The following is a 15,696-nucleotide window of genomic DNA, read 5'->3' on the forward strand; positions in this document are numbered from 1 at the left end:
TTCATAGTGTTTCGGTGGTCATAGCGTGAGGGAAACGCCCGGTTACATTCCGAACCCGGAAGCTAAGCCTTACAGCGCCGATGGTACTGCAGGGGGGACCCTGTGGGAGAGTAGGACGCCGCCGAACTCCTTTTAGAGCTCTGGCTCTTGGGCACACAGCCCGAGGGCCAGAGCTTTTTTGCGTTGAGGTAGGGTCAGGGAGCATCGTTGGCTCGTTTTCTACTGGAGGCCCCCGGGTGGAGGTCCAGGAGACCCGCGTCCAGACTGACCGGGTCCTCACCATCCCCAACATTCTCAGCATGGCGCGCCTCGTCGGCGTACCCCTCTTCCTCTGGCTGATCCTCAGGCCGGAGTTCGGGGGGCCGAAGAGCGACGGCTGGGCGCTGCTCGTGCTGGCACTCAGCGGTGTCAGCGACTATCTCGACGGCAAGCTCGCCCGCCGCTGGAACCAGATCAGCAGCCTCGGCCGGCTGCTCGATCCCGCTGCTGACCGGCTCTACATCCTTTCGACGCTGGTCGGACTCACCTGGCGGGAGATTCTGCCTATCTGGTTGACCGCTGTACTGCTTGCGCGTGAGTTGGTTCTCCTGGTGATGGTGGGAATCCTCAGGCGGCACGGCTATCCGCCGCCCCAGGTCAACTTCCTCGGTAAGGCCGCCACCTTCAACCTGATGTACGCGTTCCCTCTTCTGCTGCTCAGTGACGGAAGTGGATGGATCCCGTCACTCGCTGCTATTTTCGGATGGGCGTTCGCCGGATGGGGTACAACGCTGTACTGGTGGGCAGGAGTCCTTTACGTGGTGCAAGTCCGCCGTCTGGTTCGGGCGGACGCCATGGCCGACTGAACTCACGCCATGGGCGGCAAGCGATGGCTCCCGATGGCCCGTTACGAAGAAGTGCGGGACAATCTTGACGGGTGAAGTCGGCCACACCGTCGTCTCTTCGAGGAGGACGCTTCCGACATGAAGGCCGTCGTGATGGCCGGTGGCGAAGGCACGCGCCTTCGCCCGATGACCTCAAGCATGCCCAAGCCGCTCCTGCCAGTGGCCAACCGGCCGATCATGGAGCACGTGCTCAGGCTGCTCAAAAGGCATGGGCTCAACGAGACCGTCGTCACCGTCCAGTTCCTGGCGTCACTGGTCAAGAACTACTTCGGTGACGGTGAAGAACTCGGCATGGAACTCACCTATGCCAACGAGGAGAAGCCACTCGGTACCGCCGGAAGCGTGAAAAACGCCGAAGAGGCATTGAAGGACGATGCCTTCCTCGTGATCTCCGGTGACGCCCTGACCGACTTCGACCTCACCGACCTGATCAACTTCCACAAGGAGAAGGGCGCCCTCGTCACCGTCTGCCTGACACGTGTACCGAACCCGCTGGAATTCGGCATCACGATCGTCGACGAGGAAGGCAAGGTCGAGCGATTCCTCGAAAAGCCGACCTGGGGGCAGGTCTTCTCGGACACCGTGAACACGGGCATCTACGTGATGGAGCCCGAGGTGTTCGACTACGTCGAGCCCGACGTCCCCGTCGACTGGTCCGGTGACGTCTTCCCGCAGCTGATGAAGGAAGGCAAGCCGATCTACGGCTATGTCGCCGAAGGCTACTGGGAGGACGTCGGTACCCACGAGAGCTACGTCAAGGCACAGGCCGATGTGCTGGAGGGCAAGGTCGACGTCGACATCGACGGCTTCGAGCTCTCCCCGGGCGTGTGGGTGGCCGAGGGCGCCGAGGTCCACCCCGACGCCGTACTGCGCGGACCGCTCTACATCGGCGACTACGCCAAGGTGGAAGCCGGCGCCGAAATCAGAGAACACACCGTCGTCGGCTCCAACGTCGTCGTCAAATCGGGCGCCTTCCTCCACAAGGCCGTCGTGCACGACAACGTGTACGTCGGGCAGCACAGCAACCTGCGGGGCTGCGTCGTCGGCAAGAACACCGACATCATGCGCGCCGCCCGCATCGAGGACGGCGCCGTCATCGGCGACGAATGCCTGATCGGCGAAGAATCGATCGTGCAGGGCAATGTGCGGGTCTACCCGTTCAAGACGATCGAGGCCGGCGCCTTCGTCAACACCTCGGTGATCTGGGAGTCCCGCGGGCAGGCCCACCTGTTCGGCGCACGCGGCGTCTCCGGCATCCTGAACGTGGAGATCACCCCGGAGCTGGCCGTCCGCCTGGCCGGCGCCTACGCGACCACCCTGAAGAAGGGCTCCACCGTCACCACCGCGCGCGACCACTCCCGAGGCGCCCGCGCCCTCAAACGGGCGGTGATCTCCGCGCTGCAGGCCAGCGCGATCGACGTACGGGACCTGGAGAACGTACCGCTGCCCGTGGCGCGGCAGCAGACCGCGCGAGGCAGCGCCGGCGGCATCATGATCCGCACCACGCCGGGCGTGCCGGACTCCGTCGACATCATGTTCTTCGACGGCAACGGCGCCGACCTGTCACAGGGCAGCCAGCGCAAACTCGACCGGGTCTTCGCCCGGCAGGAGTACCGGCGCGCGTTCCCCGGCGAGATCGGCGACCTGCACTTCCCGGCCAGTGTCTTCGACTCGTACACCGGGTCGCTGCTGCGCAACGTCGACACCACCGGCATCGCCGAATCCGGGCTGAAAGTCGTCGTGGACGCGTCCAACGGCAGTGCTGGCCTCGTGCTGCCCAGCCTGCTCGGCAAGCTCGGCGTCGACTCGCTGACCATCAACCCCGGCCTCGACGAATCCCGGCCCACCGAGACCGTGGAGATGCGGCGTGCGGGGCTCGTACGCCTCGGGGAGATCGTGGCGTCCTCCGGTGCCGCCTTCGGCGTGCGCTTCGACCCTGTCGGCGAGCGGCTGTCCCTGGTCGACGAGAAGGGCCGGATCATCGAGGACGACCGGGCGCTGCTCGTCATGCTCGACCTCGTCGCCGCGGAGCGGCGCAGCGGCCGTGTGGCGCTCCCCGTGACCACCACCCGGATCGCCGAGCAGGTCGCCGCGTACCACGGCACGCAGGTCGAGTGGACCACGACGTCCCCGGACGATCTGACCCGGGTCGGACGCCAGGAAGGGACCATCTTCGGCGGCGACGGCAACGGCGGATTCATCGTCCCCGAGTTCAGCAGCGTCTACGACGGCACCGCTGCCTTCGTACGCCTGATCGGGCTCGTCGCCCGCACCCAGCTCACCCTCAGCCAGATCGACGCACGCATCCCGCGGGCGCACGTCATCAAGCGGGACCTGGCGACCCCGTGGGCGGTGAAGGGCCTTGTGATGCGGCGGGTCGTCGAAGCGGCCGGAGACCGGTTCGTGGACACCACCGACGGGGTGCGGGTCGTGGAGGCCGACGGGCGCTGGGTCATGGTCCTGCCCGACCCCGCCGAAGCCGTCACCCACCTGTGGGCGGAGGGCCCGGACGACACCTCCGCTCAGGCCCTCCTCGACGAGTGGTCGGCCGTCGTGGACAGCGCCGGCCGGTAGACAACCGCGCAGGCGGTACGAAAGGCCGCACGCGCGCGTGCCCGGGCAGTCCCCGTGGCGGGGGCTGCCCGGCACTGCGGTGGGGCCGTTCGGAGGTAGCGGCGGCGACGTGCGACGATGTGCGGCATGCCGCAGCAGCCCCCCGTTCGGAGCAGTCGCACACCCCCGTCGCGGCCGGACGCGTCCATGTCGTTGCTCACCAACGTCATGGACCACAGCCTCGACGACGGCTACGCCGAAGCCGCCGCCCGCAAGAAGGCCGCGGGCGAGGGCGGCCTGCCCAAGACGCTCCGCGCCAAGCTGGGGCTCGCCGCGGGCCTGGTCCTCGCCGCGCTCGTCGTCACCGTGGGCGCGGCACAGGCACGGGTCGCCGCACCTGTCGTCGCCAAGGAGCGCGAGGAGCTCATCGACCGCATCGACCGTGAGACGGACGCGGCGGACGCGCTTGAGGACGACATCGACAAGCTGCGCGACGACGTCAGCGCACGGCAGCGGGAGGCGCTGAAGCACAGCGGCGGCAACGACCGGGCGGAACTCGTGGAACTGCTGTCCGGCGCCACCGAGGTGCACGGGCCCGGCGTGAAACTCGTCGTCGACGACGCCGAGGAGGCCGGCACAGGTGCCGACGGCGACCCCCGTACGGCCAGCGGGTTCTCCGACACGGGCCGGGTACGCGACCGGGACATGCAGCGCGTGATCAACGGACTGTGGGAATCCGGCGCCGAGGCCGTCTCCATCAACGGGCAGCGGCTGACCGCGCTGTCGGCGATCAGGGCCGCGGGTGACGCCATACTGGTCGACAACAAACCGCTGGTGCCGCCGTACACGGTGCTCGCGGTGGGGGACGGCCGGCAGCTGAGCACCCGCTTCCAGGACAGTGCCGACGGGCTGTACCTGCACGCGCTGCAGGAGAACTACGGCATCAGGACCAGCATCTCCGTCCAGGACGACGTCCGGCTGCCCGCGGCCCCCAGTGTCACCGTCCGCACGGCACAGCCGTCCACGGCTCAGCCGGGCACCGCACAGCCGAACACCGAGAAATCCGAGAAGGGCACATCGTGATCGCCGTACTGGGCCTCGTCGTGGGAGTCGTGGCCGGACTGTTGGTCCGGCCGGAGGTTCCGGCGGCCGTCGAGCCGTATCTGCCGATCGCCGTCGTCGCGGCGCTCGACGCCGTGTTCGGCGGACTGCGGGCCATGCTCGACGGCATCTTCGACGACAAGGTGTTCGTGGTGTCGTTCCTGTCGAACGTGGTCGTCGCCGCGCTGATCGTGTTCCTGGGCGACAAGTTGGGCGTCGGCGCCCAGCTGTCCACCGGTGTCGTCGTCGTGCTCGGCATCCGCATCTTCTCCAACGCCGCGGCGATCCGCCGGCACGTGTTCCGGGCGTGAGGCCGATGAGCAACCAGGACGAGACACCCCGCAACCCGCTGCGCAAAGAGCTGCCCGAGGAGGTCCCCGCGCCTCCTGAGCCGGCCGGACCGGCGGGTGAGCCGGACGCAGACGAGCAGCAGCGTGAGCTGACCGGCCGGCAGCGGCTGGTGAAGGGGCTGTGGCCGCCGCGCGTCACCCGCGCCCAACTCATCGTGGCGCTGCTGCTGTTCGGCCTCGGCTTCGGTCTGGCCGTGCAGGTCGCGTCGAACAGCGACACCGACAACGCGCTCCGCGGGGCCCGTCAGGAAGATCTTGTCCGTATCCTCGATGAACTCGATGACCGCACAGAGCGTCTTGAGGACGAGAAGGAAGGGCTCGAGAAGCAGCGTGAGGAGCTGGAGAACAGCTCAGACCAGGCCGAGGAGGCCCGCAAGCAGACCGCTGAGAGAGAACGCCAACTCGGCATCCTGGCGGGCACCGTGGCGGCTCAGGGCCCCGGTATCACGCTGACGATCGAGGACACGAAGGGGACGGTCGAGGCCGACATGCTGCTCGATGCCATCCAGGAGCTGCGCGCCGCCGGCGCGGAGGCGATCCAGGTGAACGGTGTGCGTGTCGTCGCCGGCACGTACCTGACGGATTCCGGCGGCAGTGTCAGCGTCGACGGGAACAAGATCGCCGCGCCCTATCGTTTCAAGGTCATCGGCAAGCCGCAGGATCTCGAACCGGCGCTCAACATCCCGGGAGGCGTGGTGCAGACTCTGGAGAAGGAGCAGGCCACGGTGGCCGTGGAGCGATCGGACAAGATCGTCGTGGACGCCTTGCGAGCCGCGAAGCGGCCTGACTACGCTCGGTCGTCCTCCGAGTGAACCGGCGGCGCATGGGAGCTGTCCGGCAAGGGCATGAGGTTGCGGGGGGGTCGGCGCACCGAAGAGGTGGTGCGTGGTGGAAACTGTCTGGTGGATACGGACGTTGTGAGGATGTCCGGGTCGACCGGTGTGTTCAGTCAGGGTTCGTCCTGCCCCACGGGCGGGTCTGTTTCGGTCAAGGGGAATCGCCCGTGAAGTTGTTTGCGAAGTTGTTCGGCAAGAGCGCGCGAGAGGGCAGCGACAACGCCACCGCTGTCCACCGCGCACAGCCCGACGCGGAGGGCCAGCGGCCGTTGTTCCGGGACCAGGTGGCCGGCGCGGGGGGTGACATCCCGGGAGGTCAGGGCGCGCCGTCTGTTGACCCTGCCCAGTCCGGCGGCATAGGTTTCGGGCAACCGTCAACCTCAAGTACGGGTGGAGGGTTTTCCCCTATGTCGGCCCTGGTGTGTACGAGGTGCGGTAACCGCAACGCGGAGAACAGCCGCTTCTGCTCCAACTGCGGCGCGCCGCTGCGGCCGGGAGCGGTCCCCGAGCGGGCATCGGAGACGACGTCGACGATCTCGATCTCCGGGATCGAGGCCTACGACGGCGAGACCACGGGGCAGACGCAGATGCCGGCGCTCTCCCCGGAGGCCCAGGCCGCCGTGGACGCGCTGCCGGTGGGCTCCGCGCTGCTGGTCGTGCGCCGAGGCCCCAACCAGGGCAGCCGCTTCCTGCTGGACGGCGACCTGACCACGGCCGGCCGCCACCCGCAGAGCGACATCTTCCTGGACGACGTCACGGTCTCGCGTCGGCACGTGGAGTTCCGGCGCGGCCCGGACGGCACGTTCTCGGTCGCCGACGTGGGCAGCCTCAACGGCACCTACGTCAACCGTGAGCGCATCGACCAGGTCGCTCTGTCGAACGGTGACGAGGTGCAGATCGGCAAGTACCGGCTGGTCTTCTACGCGAGCCAGCGGGGCTACTGACCCTCCCCCGGACACCCGTCCGGGGGGACCCCCAGGGAAGGTCCATGCTTCGAACACCGAGCGGCGGTGCCGGCAGCGGCACCGCCGCCGCGGACAGTGGGCTGATGAGCATCGGCACGGTGCTGAACGTGCTGCGTGACGAGTTTCCCGAAGTCACCATCTCCAAGATCCGTTTCCTGGAGTCGGAGGGGCTCATCGAGCCGCAGCGGACCCCGTCGGGATACCGCAAGTTCAGTCCGCAGGATGTGGAGCGCTTGGCACGGGTGCTCCGGATGCAGCGCGACCACTATCTGCCGCTCAAGGTGATCCGGGAGCATTTGGACGCCATGGAGCGCGGCGAGCCCGTGCGGCTGCCGGCGCTCGGCCGGCAGCGGGACGGCGACGACGGGGAGCTGTCCGACAGGCCGACCGCGGCACGGATCGGGCGGGCCCAGCTCCTGGCCGCGGCGGACATCTGCGAGCAGGAGCTCGAGGAGTGGGAGTCGTACGGGCTCATCGCTCCGCTGGAGGAGGGCGTCTACGACGCGGAGGCGGTCACGGTCGCCACGCTCATCGCCCAGCTCGGCCGGTTCGGGATCGAGCCGAGACATCTGCGGGTGATGAAGGCCGCCGCCGACCGTGAGGCCGGACTGGTGGACCAGGTGGTGGCGCCGCTCAAGCGGCACCGGAATCCGCAGACCAGGACCCTGGCGGAGGAGCGCACCAAGGAGCTGGCGGCGCTCACCGTCAAGCTGCACTCGGCGCTCGTGCAGACGGCTCTCGGCGTGCGGCTGCCCTGAGACGGCCCCGGGAGAGCGCCGCCCGCGATGCGTCGTGGGCCACGCGTTGCGGGCCCGACTACCCAAACGTCCCGGGCACGGCCTAGGGTTGCTGTGTGAACGAGCTCGATGTCGTAGGTGTCCGGGTCGAGATGCCCTCCAACCAACCGATCGTGCTCCTGCGGGAAGTGGGAGGCGACCGCTACCTCCCCATCTGGATCGGGCCGGGGGAGGCGACGGCGATCGCCTTCGCCCAGCAGGGCATGGCCCCGGCCAGGCCGCTGACCCACGACCTGTTCAAGGACGTGCTGGAAGCCGTGGGCCAGGAACTCACCGAGGTACGCATCACGGACCTGCGTGAGGGTGTCTTCTATGCCGAGCTGGTCTTCGCCAGCGGGGTCGAGGTGAGCGCCCGCCCGTCCGATGCCATAGCGCTGGCGCTGCGCACCGGCACGCCGATCTACGGCAGTGACGCGGTGCTCGACGACGCGGGCATCGCGATCCCGGACGAGCAGGAGGACGAGGTGGAGAAGTTCCGCGAGTTCCTCGACCAGATCTCGCCCGAGGACTTCGGCACCAGCAACCAGTAGCCCGCGGGAGCCTCCGGGCCTACGGGACCCGGCGGACCTGCCGGACGGTCCGAGGAGCCCGCCCCGGGTGCGGTGCGGGCCCGTGCGACGGCGCGGAATGCGGCACGTGCCGACGGCCGCTGAGAGCGTCCTACGGCCGTCTCCGAGAGCATTCGGCTAGCCTTTCCCCGCGGTGGGGTACGGCAAACCACTCCCAGGGTGATTATCACTCGGCGTGCCGAGTGTGGCGGTCGTTGACGCACCCCTGGTGGCTGCCTACCGTCGAGAAGGCAGGTCAAGGACGGAGGTCGGCGTGAGAAGCAGCGGCGACGGTTTGGCCGGGGGTGTCCCCGGACCCGGACTCGGGGCGAGCGGTCCGTACCCGCCCCCGAGCTCGCGGCTCCGCTCGCCCAGGGCGTACACCCGCCCCGGCAGCGCGGGTGAGCACGCTCCGCAGCGACCGACGGCCGTGCCGAGCAGCGGAGGGGCGACGTCCATGACGTCCGAGGAGATCGGCTACCGGGGCCCGACGGCCTGTGCGGCCGCCGGCATCACCTACCGGCAGCTGGACTACTGGGCCCGCACCGGGCTCGTCGAGCCGAGCGTGCGGCCCGCCTACGGGTCGGGGACGCAGCGCCTGTACAGCTTCCGGGACGTCGTCGTCCTGAAGATCGTGAAGCGGTTCCTGGACACCGGCGTGTCCTTGCAGAACATCCGCACCGCCGTCCAGCACCTGCGCGAGCGGGGCTTCTCCGACCTCGAACGCATGACACTGATGAGCGACGGCGCCACGGTCTACGAGTGCACCTCGCCCGACGAGGTCCACGCGCTGCTCCAGGGCGGTCAGGGCATCTTCGGCATCGCCGTCGGCGTTGTCTGGCGGGATGTGGAGAGTGCGCTGTCGCAGCTGCACGGAGAGCGTGTCGACACCGGGGAGACCCTGGTCGGCCACAACCCCGCCGATGAGCTTGCCCGGCGGCGGAACCGGGCCGTCTGAGCGGTTTCGCAGCGGCCGGGTCACCGACCGTCACGACCCGTCGCACGCGGTGCCGGACCGGTCGGCGGCCGGGCGAGCGGCCCTGCGGGGGCATTGTCAGTGGTGTGGTGCAGCATCGGAGATGTGAGAACCGCACCCACGATCCTGCATCTCGACATGGATGCCTTCTTCGCGCAGGCGGAGCAGGCGTCCAAGCCGAGCCTGCGCGGGAAGGCCGTCGTGGTGGGCGGGCTGGGGCCGCGTGGCGTGGTGGCGACGGCGTCCTACGAGGCCCGCGTGTTCGGGGTGCACTCGGCGATGCCCACGGCGCAGGCGCGGCGGCTGGCACCGAACGCGGCGTATCTGACACCGAGGGGCGCCTTCTACCGGTCGATCAGCGAGCAGGTGATGGGGCTGCTGCGCGAGCTGTCGCCGCTGGTGGAGCCGTTGAGCCTGGACGAGGCGTTCGTCGACCTGGAGGCCGGGGGAGCGGCCTGGGACAGCGAGTCGGCGCGGCGGGTGGGGGAGCGGTTGCGGGCCGACATCCGCGCGGTGACCGGACTGACTGGTTCCGTGGGGCTGGCCGCCTCGAAGATGCTGGCGAAGATCGCCTCCGAGCAGGCCAAGCCGGACGGGCTGGTGCTGATCGAGCCGGGCACCGAGAGGGCCCTGCTCGCGCCGATGCCGGTACGCACCCTGCCCGGCATCGGCCCGGCGACCGGCGACCATCTGCGGCGGGCCGGCATCACCACGGTCGAGGAACTGGTGGAGGCGGGCGAGGACGAACTGGTCCGGTTGCTCGGCAAGGCCCATGGACACGGGGTGTACGCCATGGCGCTGGCGCGGGACGACCGGCCCGTGGTGGCCGAGCGGGAGACGAAGTCGGTCTCCGTGGAGGACACGTACGACATCGACATCCACGACCGGCTGCGGATCGGGTCGGAGGTGCGGCGGCTCGCCGACCGGTGTGTACGAAGACTGCGCCGCGCAGGGCTGTCGGGGCGGACGATCGTCCTCAAGGTACGGCGGTACGACTTCTCCACCCTGACCAGATCCGAGACGCTGCGCGGCCCGACGGACGACGTGGCGGTGGTGCAGGAGGCCGCCGCACGACTGCTGGAGGGCGTGGACACGACAGGGGGCGTGCGACTGCTCGGGGTGGGCGTCAGCGGGCTGGCCGACTACACCCAGGAGGACCTCTTCGCGCAGGTGGCCCACGCGGCGCAGGAGACGGGGGAGGCGGACGGTGGCGATCTGGGGGTGATCGGAGGCTCCGGTGACACCCGGGGCACGGGCGGGACCGGGACACAGGGTGAGGCGGCGGCCGAGGGGGGACCCGCCGAGCGGCGCTGGCATCCCGGGCACGATGTGCGGCACGCCGACTACGGGCACGGCTGGGTGCAGGGCAGCGGGCTGGGCCGGGTGACGGTGCGGTTCGAGACGCCGTGGTCCGGGCCGGGTCGGGTACGGACGTTCCGGATCGACGACCCCGGCCTGGAGCCGGCGGAACCGCTGCCGTTGGTGCGGCCGGCGGCGGAGACGGAGGCAGCGGCACCGACTGCGGTGGAGCGGGGGACCACCCCTGCCTCCGGGGTCTTTGGGTGAGCCTCGGCGGGCCGGGCGGCCTCGGCCCGCCGACGGTGCCCTCCGGTGCGCCCGCGTCGGCACCGAACCCGCGCAGCCGTACCGCCGCGTGCTCGTCCCGCCGCCGCTCTGTGACGCCGGAAACTGAACCCGGGCAGCCGTACCGCGGGCGTCGCCGGCACCGCCGTAACACCGCCCGTCGGCCACCAACGGACGGGGCTACGCGTCCTCCGTGCCGGCCAGTCTGCCGAAGTCGTGGTCCGGGAGCGGGGCCGGGGGGGCCACGTCGAGGCCGTAGTGGTGGTAGAGCTGCAACTCCTGCTCCGGGGAGAGATGCCGGCCGACACCGAAATCGGGGGCGTCCTTGATCAGGGCGCGGTCGAACGGCACCTGCAGGGTGCCCTCCACCAGCTCACTGGGCTCCAGCGGGACGAACGCGTCGCGGGAGAACAGGCCCGTTCGTATGGCGGCCCACTCGGGCACACCCGTCGCATCGTCGAGATACACCTCGTCGACGGTGCCGATCTTGACGCCGTTGCGGTCGAACGCCTTGCGGCCGATCAGGTTGCGCGGATCGATGTCGGTCTGCACGGGGCCGCCCTCCACTGTGTCGCAGTACATCCGTCAGCACTACAAAAGAGCAGAATCCGGACGGCGGCCACTCGAGGGCCGGGCGTTGACCTCGCTGGTAGGCTGGCAAGCGGCTGCTGACCCCGTGCGGGAGAGTCCTCCGGAGAGGTTTCCGGAGGCGCCGAAGGAGCAAATCCTCCCCGGAATCTCTCAGGCTCACGTACCGCACGGACGAGGTCACTCTGGAAAGCAGGGCGGGTGTCGACGGCTTCCGCTCTCACCGACGGTGCAAGCCGGGCACGCAGACGGCCCGGTGAAGCTCTCAGGTTGAGATGACAGAGGGGGAGGCCGTTCGGGCACCCGCGCCGTGGTGCCCTCGAAGGTCGCGTCAGACCAGGAGGCCTCCGCAATGACCGCCCACCGCACCCCGCTGTCCGAGCTCGAACAGGGCATTCCGTTCGAGCAGCGCCACATCGGGCCCGACCAGGAGGCGCGGGCCAAGATGCTCGCCCAGGTCGGCTACGGCTCGCTGGACGAGCTCACCGCCGCCGCGGTGCCGGATGTGATCAAGAACGCCGACGCCCTGGACCTGCCCGGTGCACGCACCGAGGCCGAGGTGCTGGCCGAGCTGCGCGCGCTCGCCGACCGCAACCAGGTCCTCGACTCCATGATCGGACTCGGGTACTACGGCACCTTCACGCCGCCCGTGATCCTGCGGAACGTCATGGAGAACCCCGCCTGGTACACGGCCTACACGCCGTACCAGCCGGAGATCTCCCAGGGCCGCCTGGAGGCCCTGCTCAACTTCCAGACCATGGTCGCCGACCTGACCGGGCTGCCCACCTCCGGCGCCTCCCTGCTCGACGAGGGCACCGCCGCCGCCGAGGCCATGGCGCTGTCGCGGCGCATGGGCAAGAACAAGAAGGGCCTCTTCCTCGTCGACGCGGACGCCCTGCCGCAGACCATCGCCGTGATCCAAACCCGCGCCGAACCGACCGGCGTCGAGGTCGTCGTCGCCGACCTCAGCGACGGCATCCCCGCCGACATCGCCGCCCGCGAGATCAACGGCGTGCTGCTGCAGTACCCGGGCGCCTCCGGAGCCGTACGCGACCTCAAGCCGGTCATCGACCAGGCCCACGAGCTGGGCGCCCTCGTCACCGTCGCCGCCGACCTGCTCGCGTTGACCCTGCTGACCTCGCCCGGGGAGCTGGGCGCCGACATCGCCGTCGGCACCACGCAGCGGTTCGGTGTGCCGATGGGCTTCGGCGGGCCGCACGCCGGCTACATGGCCGTGCAGGACAAGTTCGCGCGCAGCCTGCCCGGCCGCCTTGTCGGCGTGTCCGTCGACGCAGACGGGCACAAGGCCTACCGGCTCGCGCTGCAGACGCGTGAGCAGCACATCCGCCGCGAGAAGGCCACCAGCAACATCTGCACCGCGCAGGTGCTGCTCGCCGTCATGGCCGGCATGTACGCCGTCTACCACGGGCCCGACGGCCTGCGGGCCATCGCCCGACGCACCCACCGGTACGCCGCGATCCTCGCCGAGGGGCTGCGCGCCGGCGGCGTCGAGGTCGTGCACGGCTCCTTCTTCGACACGCTGACGCTGCGGGTGCCCGGCCGGGCCGCCGACGTCGTCGCCGCCGCCCGCGAGAACGGCGTCAACCTGCACCTCGTCGACGCCGACCATGTCTCCGTCTCCTGCGACGAGACCACCGGCCGCGCCCAGCTCGGCGTGGTCTGGCGGGCCTTCGGTGTCGAGGGCGACGTCGAGGCGCTGGACGCCACCGCCCGGGACACGCTGCCCGACGCGCTGCTGCGCCGGGACGACTTCCTCACCCACCCCGTCTTCCACCAGCACCGCTCGGAGACGGCCATGCTGCGCTACCTGCGCAAGCTCGCCGACCGTGACTACGCGCTCGACCGCGGCATGATCCCGCTGGGCTCCTGCACGATGAAGCTCAACGCGACCACGGAGATGGAGCCGGTCACCTGGCCGGAGTTCGGTCAGCTGCACCCGTTCGCCCCCGCCGAGCAGGCGCAGGGCTACCTCACCCTCATCCAGGAGCTGGAGGAGCGCCTCGCCGAGGTCACCGGCTACGACAAGGTCAGCCTCCAGCCGAACGCCGGCTCCCAGGGCGAGCTGGCCGGTCTGCTCGCCGTGCGCGGCTACCACCGCGCCAACGGCGACGAGCAGCGCACCGTATGCCTCATCCCGTCCTCCGCGCACGGCACCAACGCCGCCTCCGCGGTGATGGCCGGTATGAAGGTCGTCGTGGTGAAGACCGCCGAGGACGGCGAGATCGACGTCGAGGACCTGCGCGCCAAGATCGAGCAGTACCGCGACGAGCTTGCCGTGCTGATGATCACCTACCCGTCCACGCACGGCGTGTTCGAGGAGCACGTCGCCGACATCTGCGCCCGCGTCCACGACGCCGGCGGCCAGGTGTACGTCGACGGCGCCAACCTCAACGCCCTGGTCGGCCTCGCCAAGCCGGGTCACTTCGGCGGCGACGTCTCCCACCTGAACCTGCACAAGACGTTCTGCATCCCGCACGGCGGCGGCGGCCCCGGCGTCGGCCCGGTCGCGGCGCGCTCGCACCTCGCGCCGTACCTGCCGAACCACCCGCTCCAGCCCACCGCCGGCCCGGAGACCGGCGTCGGCCCGGTCTCGGCCGCCCCGTGGGGATCCGCGGGCATTCTGCCGATCTCCTGGGCGTACGTCCGGCTGATGGGCGGCGAGGGCCTCAAGCGCGCCACGCAGGTCGCTGTGCTGTCCGCGAACTACATCGCCAAGCGCCTGGAGCCCCACTACCCGGTGCTGTACACGGGCCCCGGCGGGCTCGTCGCGCACGAGTGCATCATCGACCTGCGCCCGCTGACCAAGGCGACCGGCGTGACCGTGGACGACGTCGCCAAGCGGCTGATCGACTACGGCTTCCACGCGCCGACGATGTCCTTCCCGGTGGCCGGCACGCTGATGATCGAGCCGACCGAGTCCGAGGACCTCACCGAGCTGGACCGTTTCTGCGAGGCGATGATTGCCATCCGCGCGGAGATCGAGAAGGTCGGCTCCGGCGAGTGGCCGGCCGACGACAACCCGCTGCGCAACGCTCCGCACACCGCCCGTGCGCTGAGCGGGGAGTGGGAGCACGCCTACAGCCGTGAGGAGGCCGTCTTCCCGGGCGGGGTGTCGGCCGCCGACAAGTACTGGCCGCCGGTGCGCCGTATCGACCAGGCCTTCGGTGACCGGAACCTGGTGTGCTCGTGCCCGCCGCTGGACGCGTACGAGGACTGAGCGGCCGTACGACAGCGGTCGTGCGACCGACTGTGCACGACAGCCGTATGACGGCGACCGCGTGACAGCGGCCGTATGACAGTCGTACGACAAGGGCCCCCGCCGATGCCGCTTGGGTTCTAACGGTCCTCGCAACACCCGCGATTTATGGGAGTTGCGAGGACCGTGGGCGTTGAGCGTGATGATCTTGCCGGTTTGCGGGGGCGTTTCCTTGCACGGCTGGATGTCGTGGGGAACGTGATTGTGGTGGCGCGTGAGCTGGGGGTGAACCGGAATACTGCCTTCGGCTGGGCTCGGAAGGCCGGACGGAGTTCGGTGCGTCTGCCGCGCCGGCATCCCGGGCGCGACGAGTACGAGCGGCTTCGGGCCGCCGGTGTCGCACGCCGGGTGGCGGCCCGGCAGGTCGGTGTGAACGAGCGCACGGCCAAGGACTGGGACATCCCGACGACGAGAGCATGCGGGTGAGCGTGGAAACGATCTATCAGGCGCTGTATTTCCAGGCCCGTGGCGGTCTGAAACGGGAAGTGCAGGCAGCCATCCGCTCCGGCCGGACCCGCCGCAAGCCCCGCCGGGACCCCGGGCGGCGCACTCCCCGGTTCATCGACCCGATGGTGATGATCAGTGACCGTCCCGCCGACGTCGAGGACCGGGCCGTGCCCGGTCACTGGGAAGGCGACCTGATCATCGGCGCGGGCGGGCGCTCCGCGATCGCCACCCTGGTCGAGCGGAGCACCCGATACACCATGCTGGTCCACCTGCCGGGCGGAGCCCACGACGCCGAGACCGTCCGCGACGGGCTCGTCCGCACCATCCAGACCCTGCCTGCCCACCTGCGCGGCTCTCTGACCTGGGACCAGGGCAGCGAGATGGCACGCCACAAGCAGTTCACCATGGCCACCGACATGCCCGTCTGCTTCTGCGACCCGGCATCCCCCTGGCAACGCGGCTCGAACGAGAACACCAACGGGCTGCTGCGCCAGTACTTCCCGAAGGGCACCGATCTGAGCGTCCACAGTCCCGAAGACCTCGAACACGTCGCCCAGGAACTCAACGGCCGCCCACGCAAAACGCTCGGCTGGGATACCCCAGCCGAGCGTCTACGTGATCTGCTCACCACCTGAAACCAAGTGGTGTTGCGACGACCCCTAGCGAGCTCGTGCACGGTAGGCGGTGAGGCGTCGAGGATGGCGGCGGGGCTCGGTGTTCACATCTGCCGCGCCGACGTCAGGTCCGCAGTCTGCTGGTGGGACAGCAGGGCGGCGACGGCCTGGACGGT

General features: G+C 69.7%; 12 protein-coding genes, 1 rRNA gene, 1 pseudogene and 1 riboswitch. Of the genes and pseudogenes, 13 read left to right on the forward strand and 1 reads right to left on the reverse strand.

The window, feature by feature from the left end:
- Nucleotides 1–10: 10 nt before the first annotated feature.
- The 11 genes from rrf to MTQ10_RS17685 all read left to right on the forward strand — a co-directional run bounded on the left by rrf (nucleotide 11) and on the right by MTQ10_RS17685 (nucleotide 10,576).
- A 5S ribosomal RNA gene (rrf, locus tag MTQ10_RS17635) occupies nucleotides 11–127 on the forward strand.
- Between the two features lie 109 nt (nucleotides 128–236).
- Entirely contained in the window at nucleotides 237–845 is a 609-nt protein-coding gene (locus MTQ10_RS17640; RefSeq protein WP_031487777.1) for a CDP-alcohol phosphatidyltransferase family protein, read from the forward strand.
- Between the two features lie 117 nt (nucleotides 846–962).
- Nucleotides 963–3,458 (forward strand): mannose-1-phosphate guanyltransferase, encoded by a 2,496-nt coding sequence (locus MTQ10_RS17645; RefSeq protein ID WP_247469170.1) that lies wholly within the window; start codon nucleotides 963–965, stop codon nucleotides 3,456–3,458.
- A 126-nt stretch (nucleotides 3,459–3,584) separates the two neighbouring features.
- Nucleotides 3,585–4,520, forward strand: coding sequence for a DUF881 domain-containing protein (locus MTQ10_RS17650; protein ID WP_247469172.1), 936 nt, complete (start codon nucleotides 3,585–3,587; stop codon nucleotides 4,518–4,520).
- On the forward strand, nucleotides 4,517–4,849 hold the full coding sequence (locus MTQ10_RS17655) for a small basic family protein (protein ID WP_003977440.1): 333 nt from the start codon (nucleotides 4,517–4,519) through the stop codon (nucleotides 4,847–4,849). Before MTQ10_RS17650 ends, MTQ10_RS17655 begins: the two co-directional genes overlap by 4 nt.
- 5 nt (nucleotides 4,850–4,854) lie before the next feature.
- Complete coding sequence (locus MTQ10_RS17660; protein WP_247469174.1) at nucleotides 4,855–5,700, forward strand: DUF881 domain-containing protein; 846 nt, start codon at nucleotides 4,855–4,857, stop codon at nucleotides 5,698–5,700.
- A gap of 11 nt (nucleotides 5,701–5,711) precedes the next feature.
- Nucleotides 5,712–6,668 (forward strand): FHA domain-containing protein, encoded by a 957-nt coding sequence (locus MTQ10_RS17665; protein ID WP_282612291.1) that lies wholly within the window; start codon nucleotides 5,712–5,714, stop codon nucleotides 6,666–6,668.
- Nucleotides 6,669–6,712: 44 nt separating this feature from the next.
- Complete coding sequence (gene ftsR, locus MTQ10_RS17670; protein ID WP_247469178.1) at nucleotides 6,713–7,447, forward strand: transcriptional regulator FtsR; 735 nt, start codon at nucleotides 6,713–6,715, stop codon at nucleotides 7,445–7,447.
- A 95-nt stretch (nucleotides 7,448–7,542) separates the two neighbouring features.
- Complete coding sequence (locus MTQ10_RS17675; protein ID WP_110626804.1) at nucleotides 7,543–8,016, forward strand: bifunctional nuclease family protein; 474 nt, start codon at nucleotides 7,543–7,545, stop codon at nucleotides 8,014–8,016.
- A 292-nt stretch (nucleotides 8,017–8,308) separates the two neighbouring features.
- A complete protein-coding gene (locus MTQ10_RS17680; RefSeq protein WP_247469180.1) occupies nucleotides 8,309–8,992 on the forward strand; it encodes a MerR family transcriptional regulator in 684 nt (227 codons plus the stop codon).
- A 123-nt stretch (nucleotides 8,993–9,115) separates the two neighbouring features.
- Entirely contained in the window at nucleotides 9,116–10,576 is a 1,461-nt protein-coding gene (locus MTQ10_RS17685; protein ID WP_374117626.1) for a DNA polymerase IV, read from the forward strand.
- Nucleotides 10,577–10,774: 198 nt separating this feature from the next.
- On the opposite strand, the gene MTQ10_RS17690 is transcribed toward MTQ10_RS17685, so the two are convergent.
- Nucleotides 10,775–11,146 (reverse strand): PRC-barrel domain-containing protein, encoded by a 372-nt coding sequence (locus MTQ10_RS17690; RefSeq protein ID WP_247469189.1) that lies wholly within the window; start codon nucleotides 11,144–11,146, stop codon nucleotides 10,775–10,777.
- Nucleotides 11,147–11,263: 117 nt separating this feature from the next.
- Nucleotides 11,264–11,361: riboswitch (glycine riboswitch) on the forward strand.
- Nucleotides 11,362–11,534: 173 nt separating this feature from the next.
- On the opposite strand from MTQ10_RS17690, the gene gcvP reads away from it, so the two are divergent.
- Nucleotides 11,535–14,420, forward strand: coding sequence for an aminomethyl-transferring glycine dehydrogenase (gene gcvP, locus MTQ10_RS17695; protein WP_247469183.1), 2,886 nt, complete (start codon nucleotides 11,535–11,537; stop codon nucleotides 14,418–14,420).
- Nucleotides 14,421–14,567: 147 nt separating this feature from the next.
- A pseudogene (locus MTQ10_RS17705) lies at nucleotides 14,568–15,541 on the forward strand (IS30 family transposase).
- Nucleotides 15,542–15,696 lie beyond the last annotated feature (155 nt).

It is taken from the genome of Streptomyces sp. XM83C (genome assembly GCF_023072675.1).
Classification (GTDB): domain Bacteria; phylum Actinomycetota; class Actinomycetes; order Streptomycetales; family Streptomycetaceae; genus Streptomyces; species Streptomyces thermocoprophilus.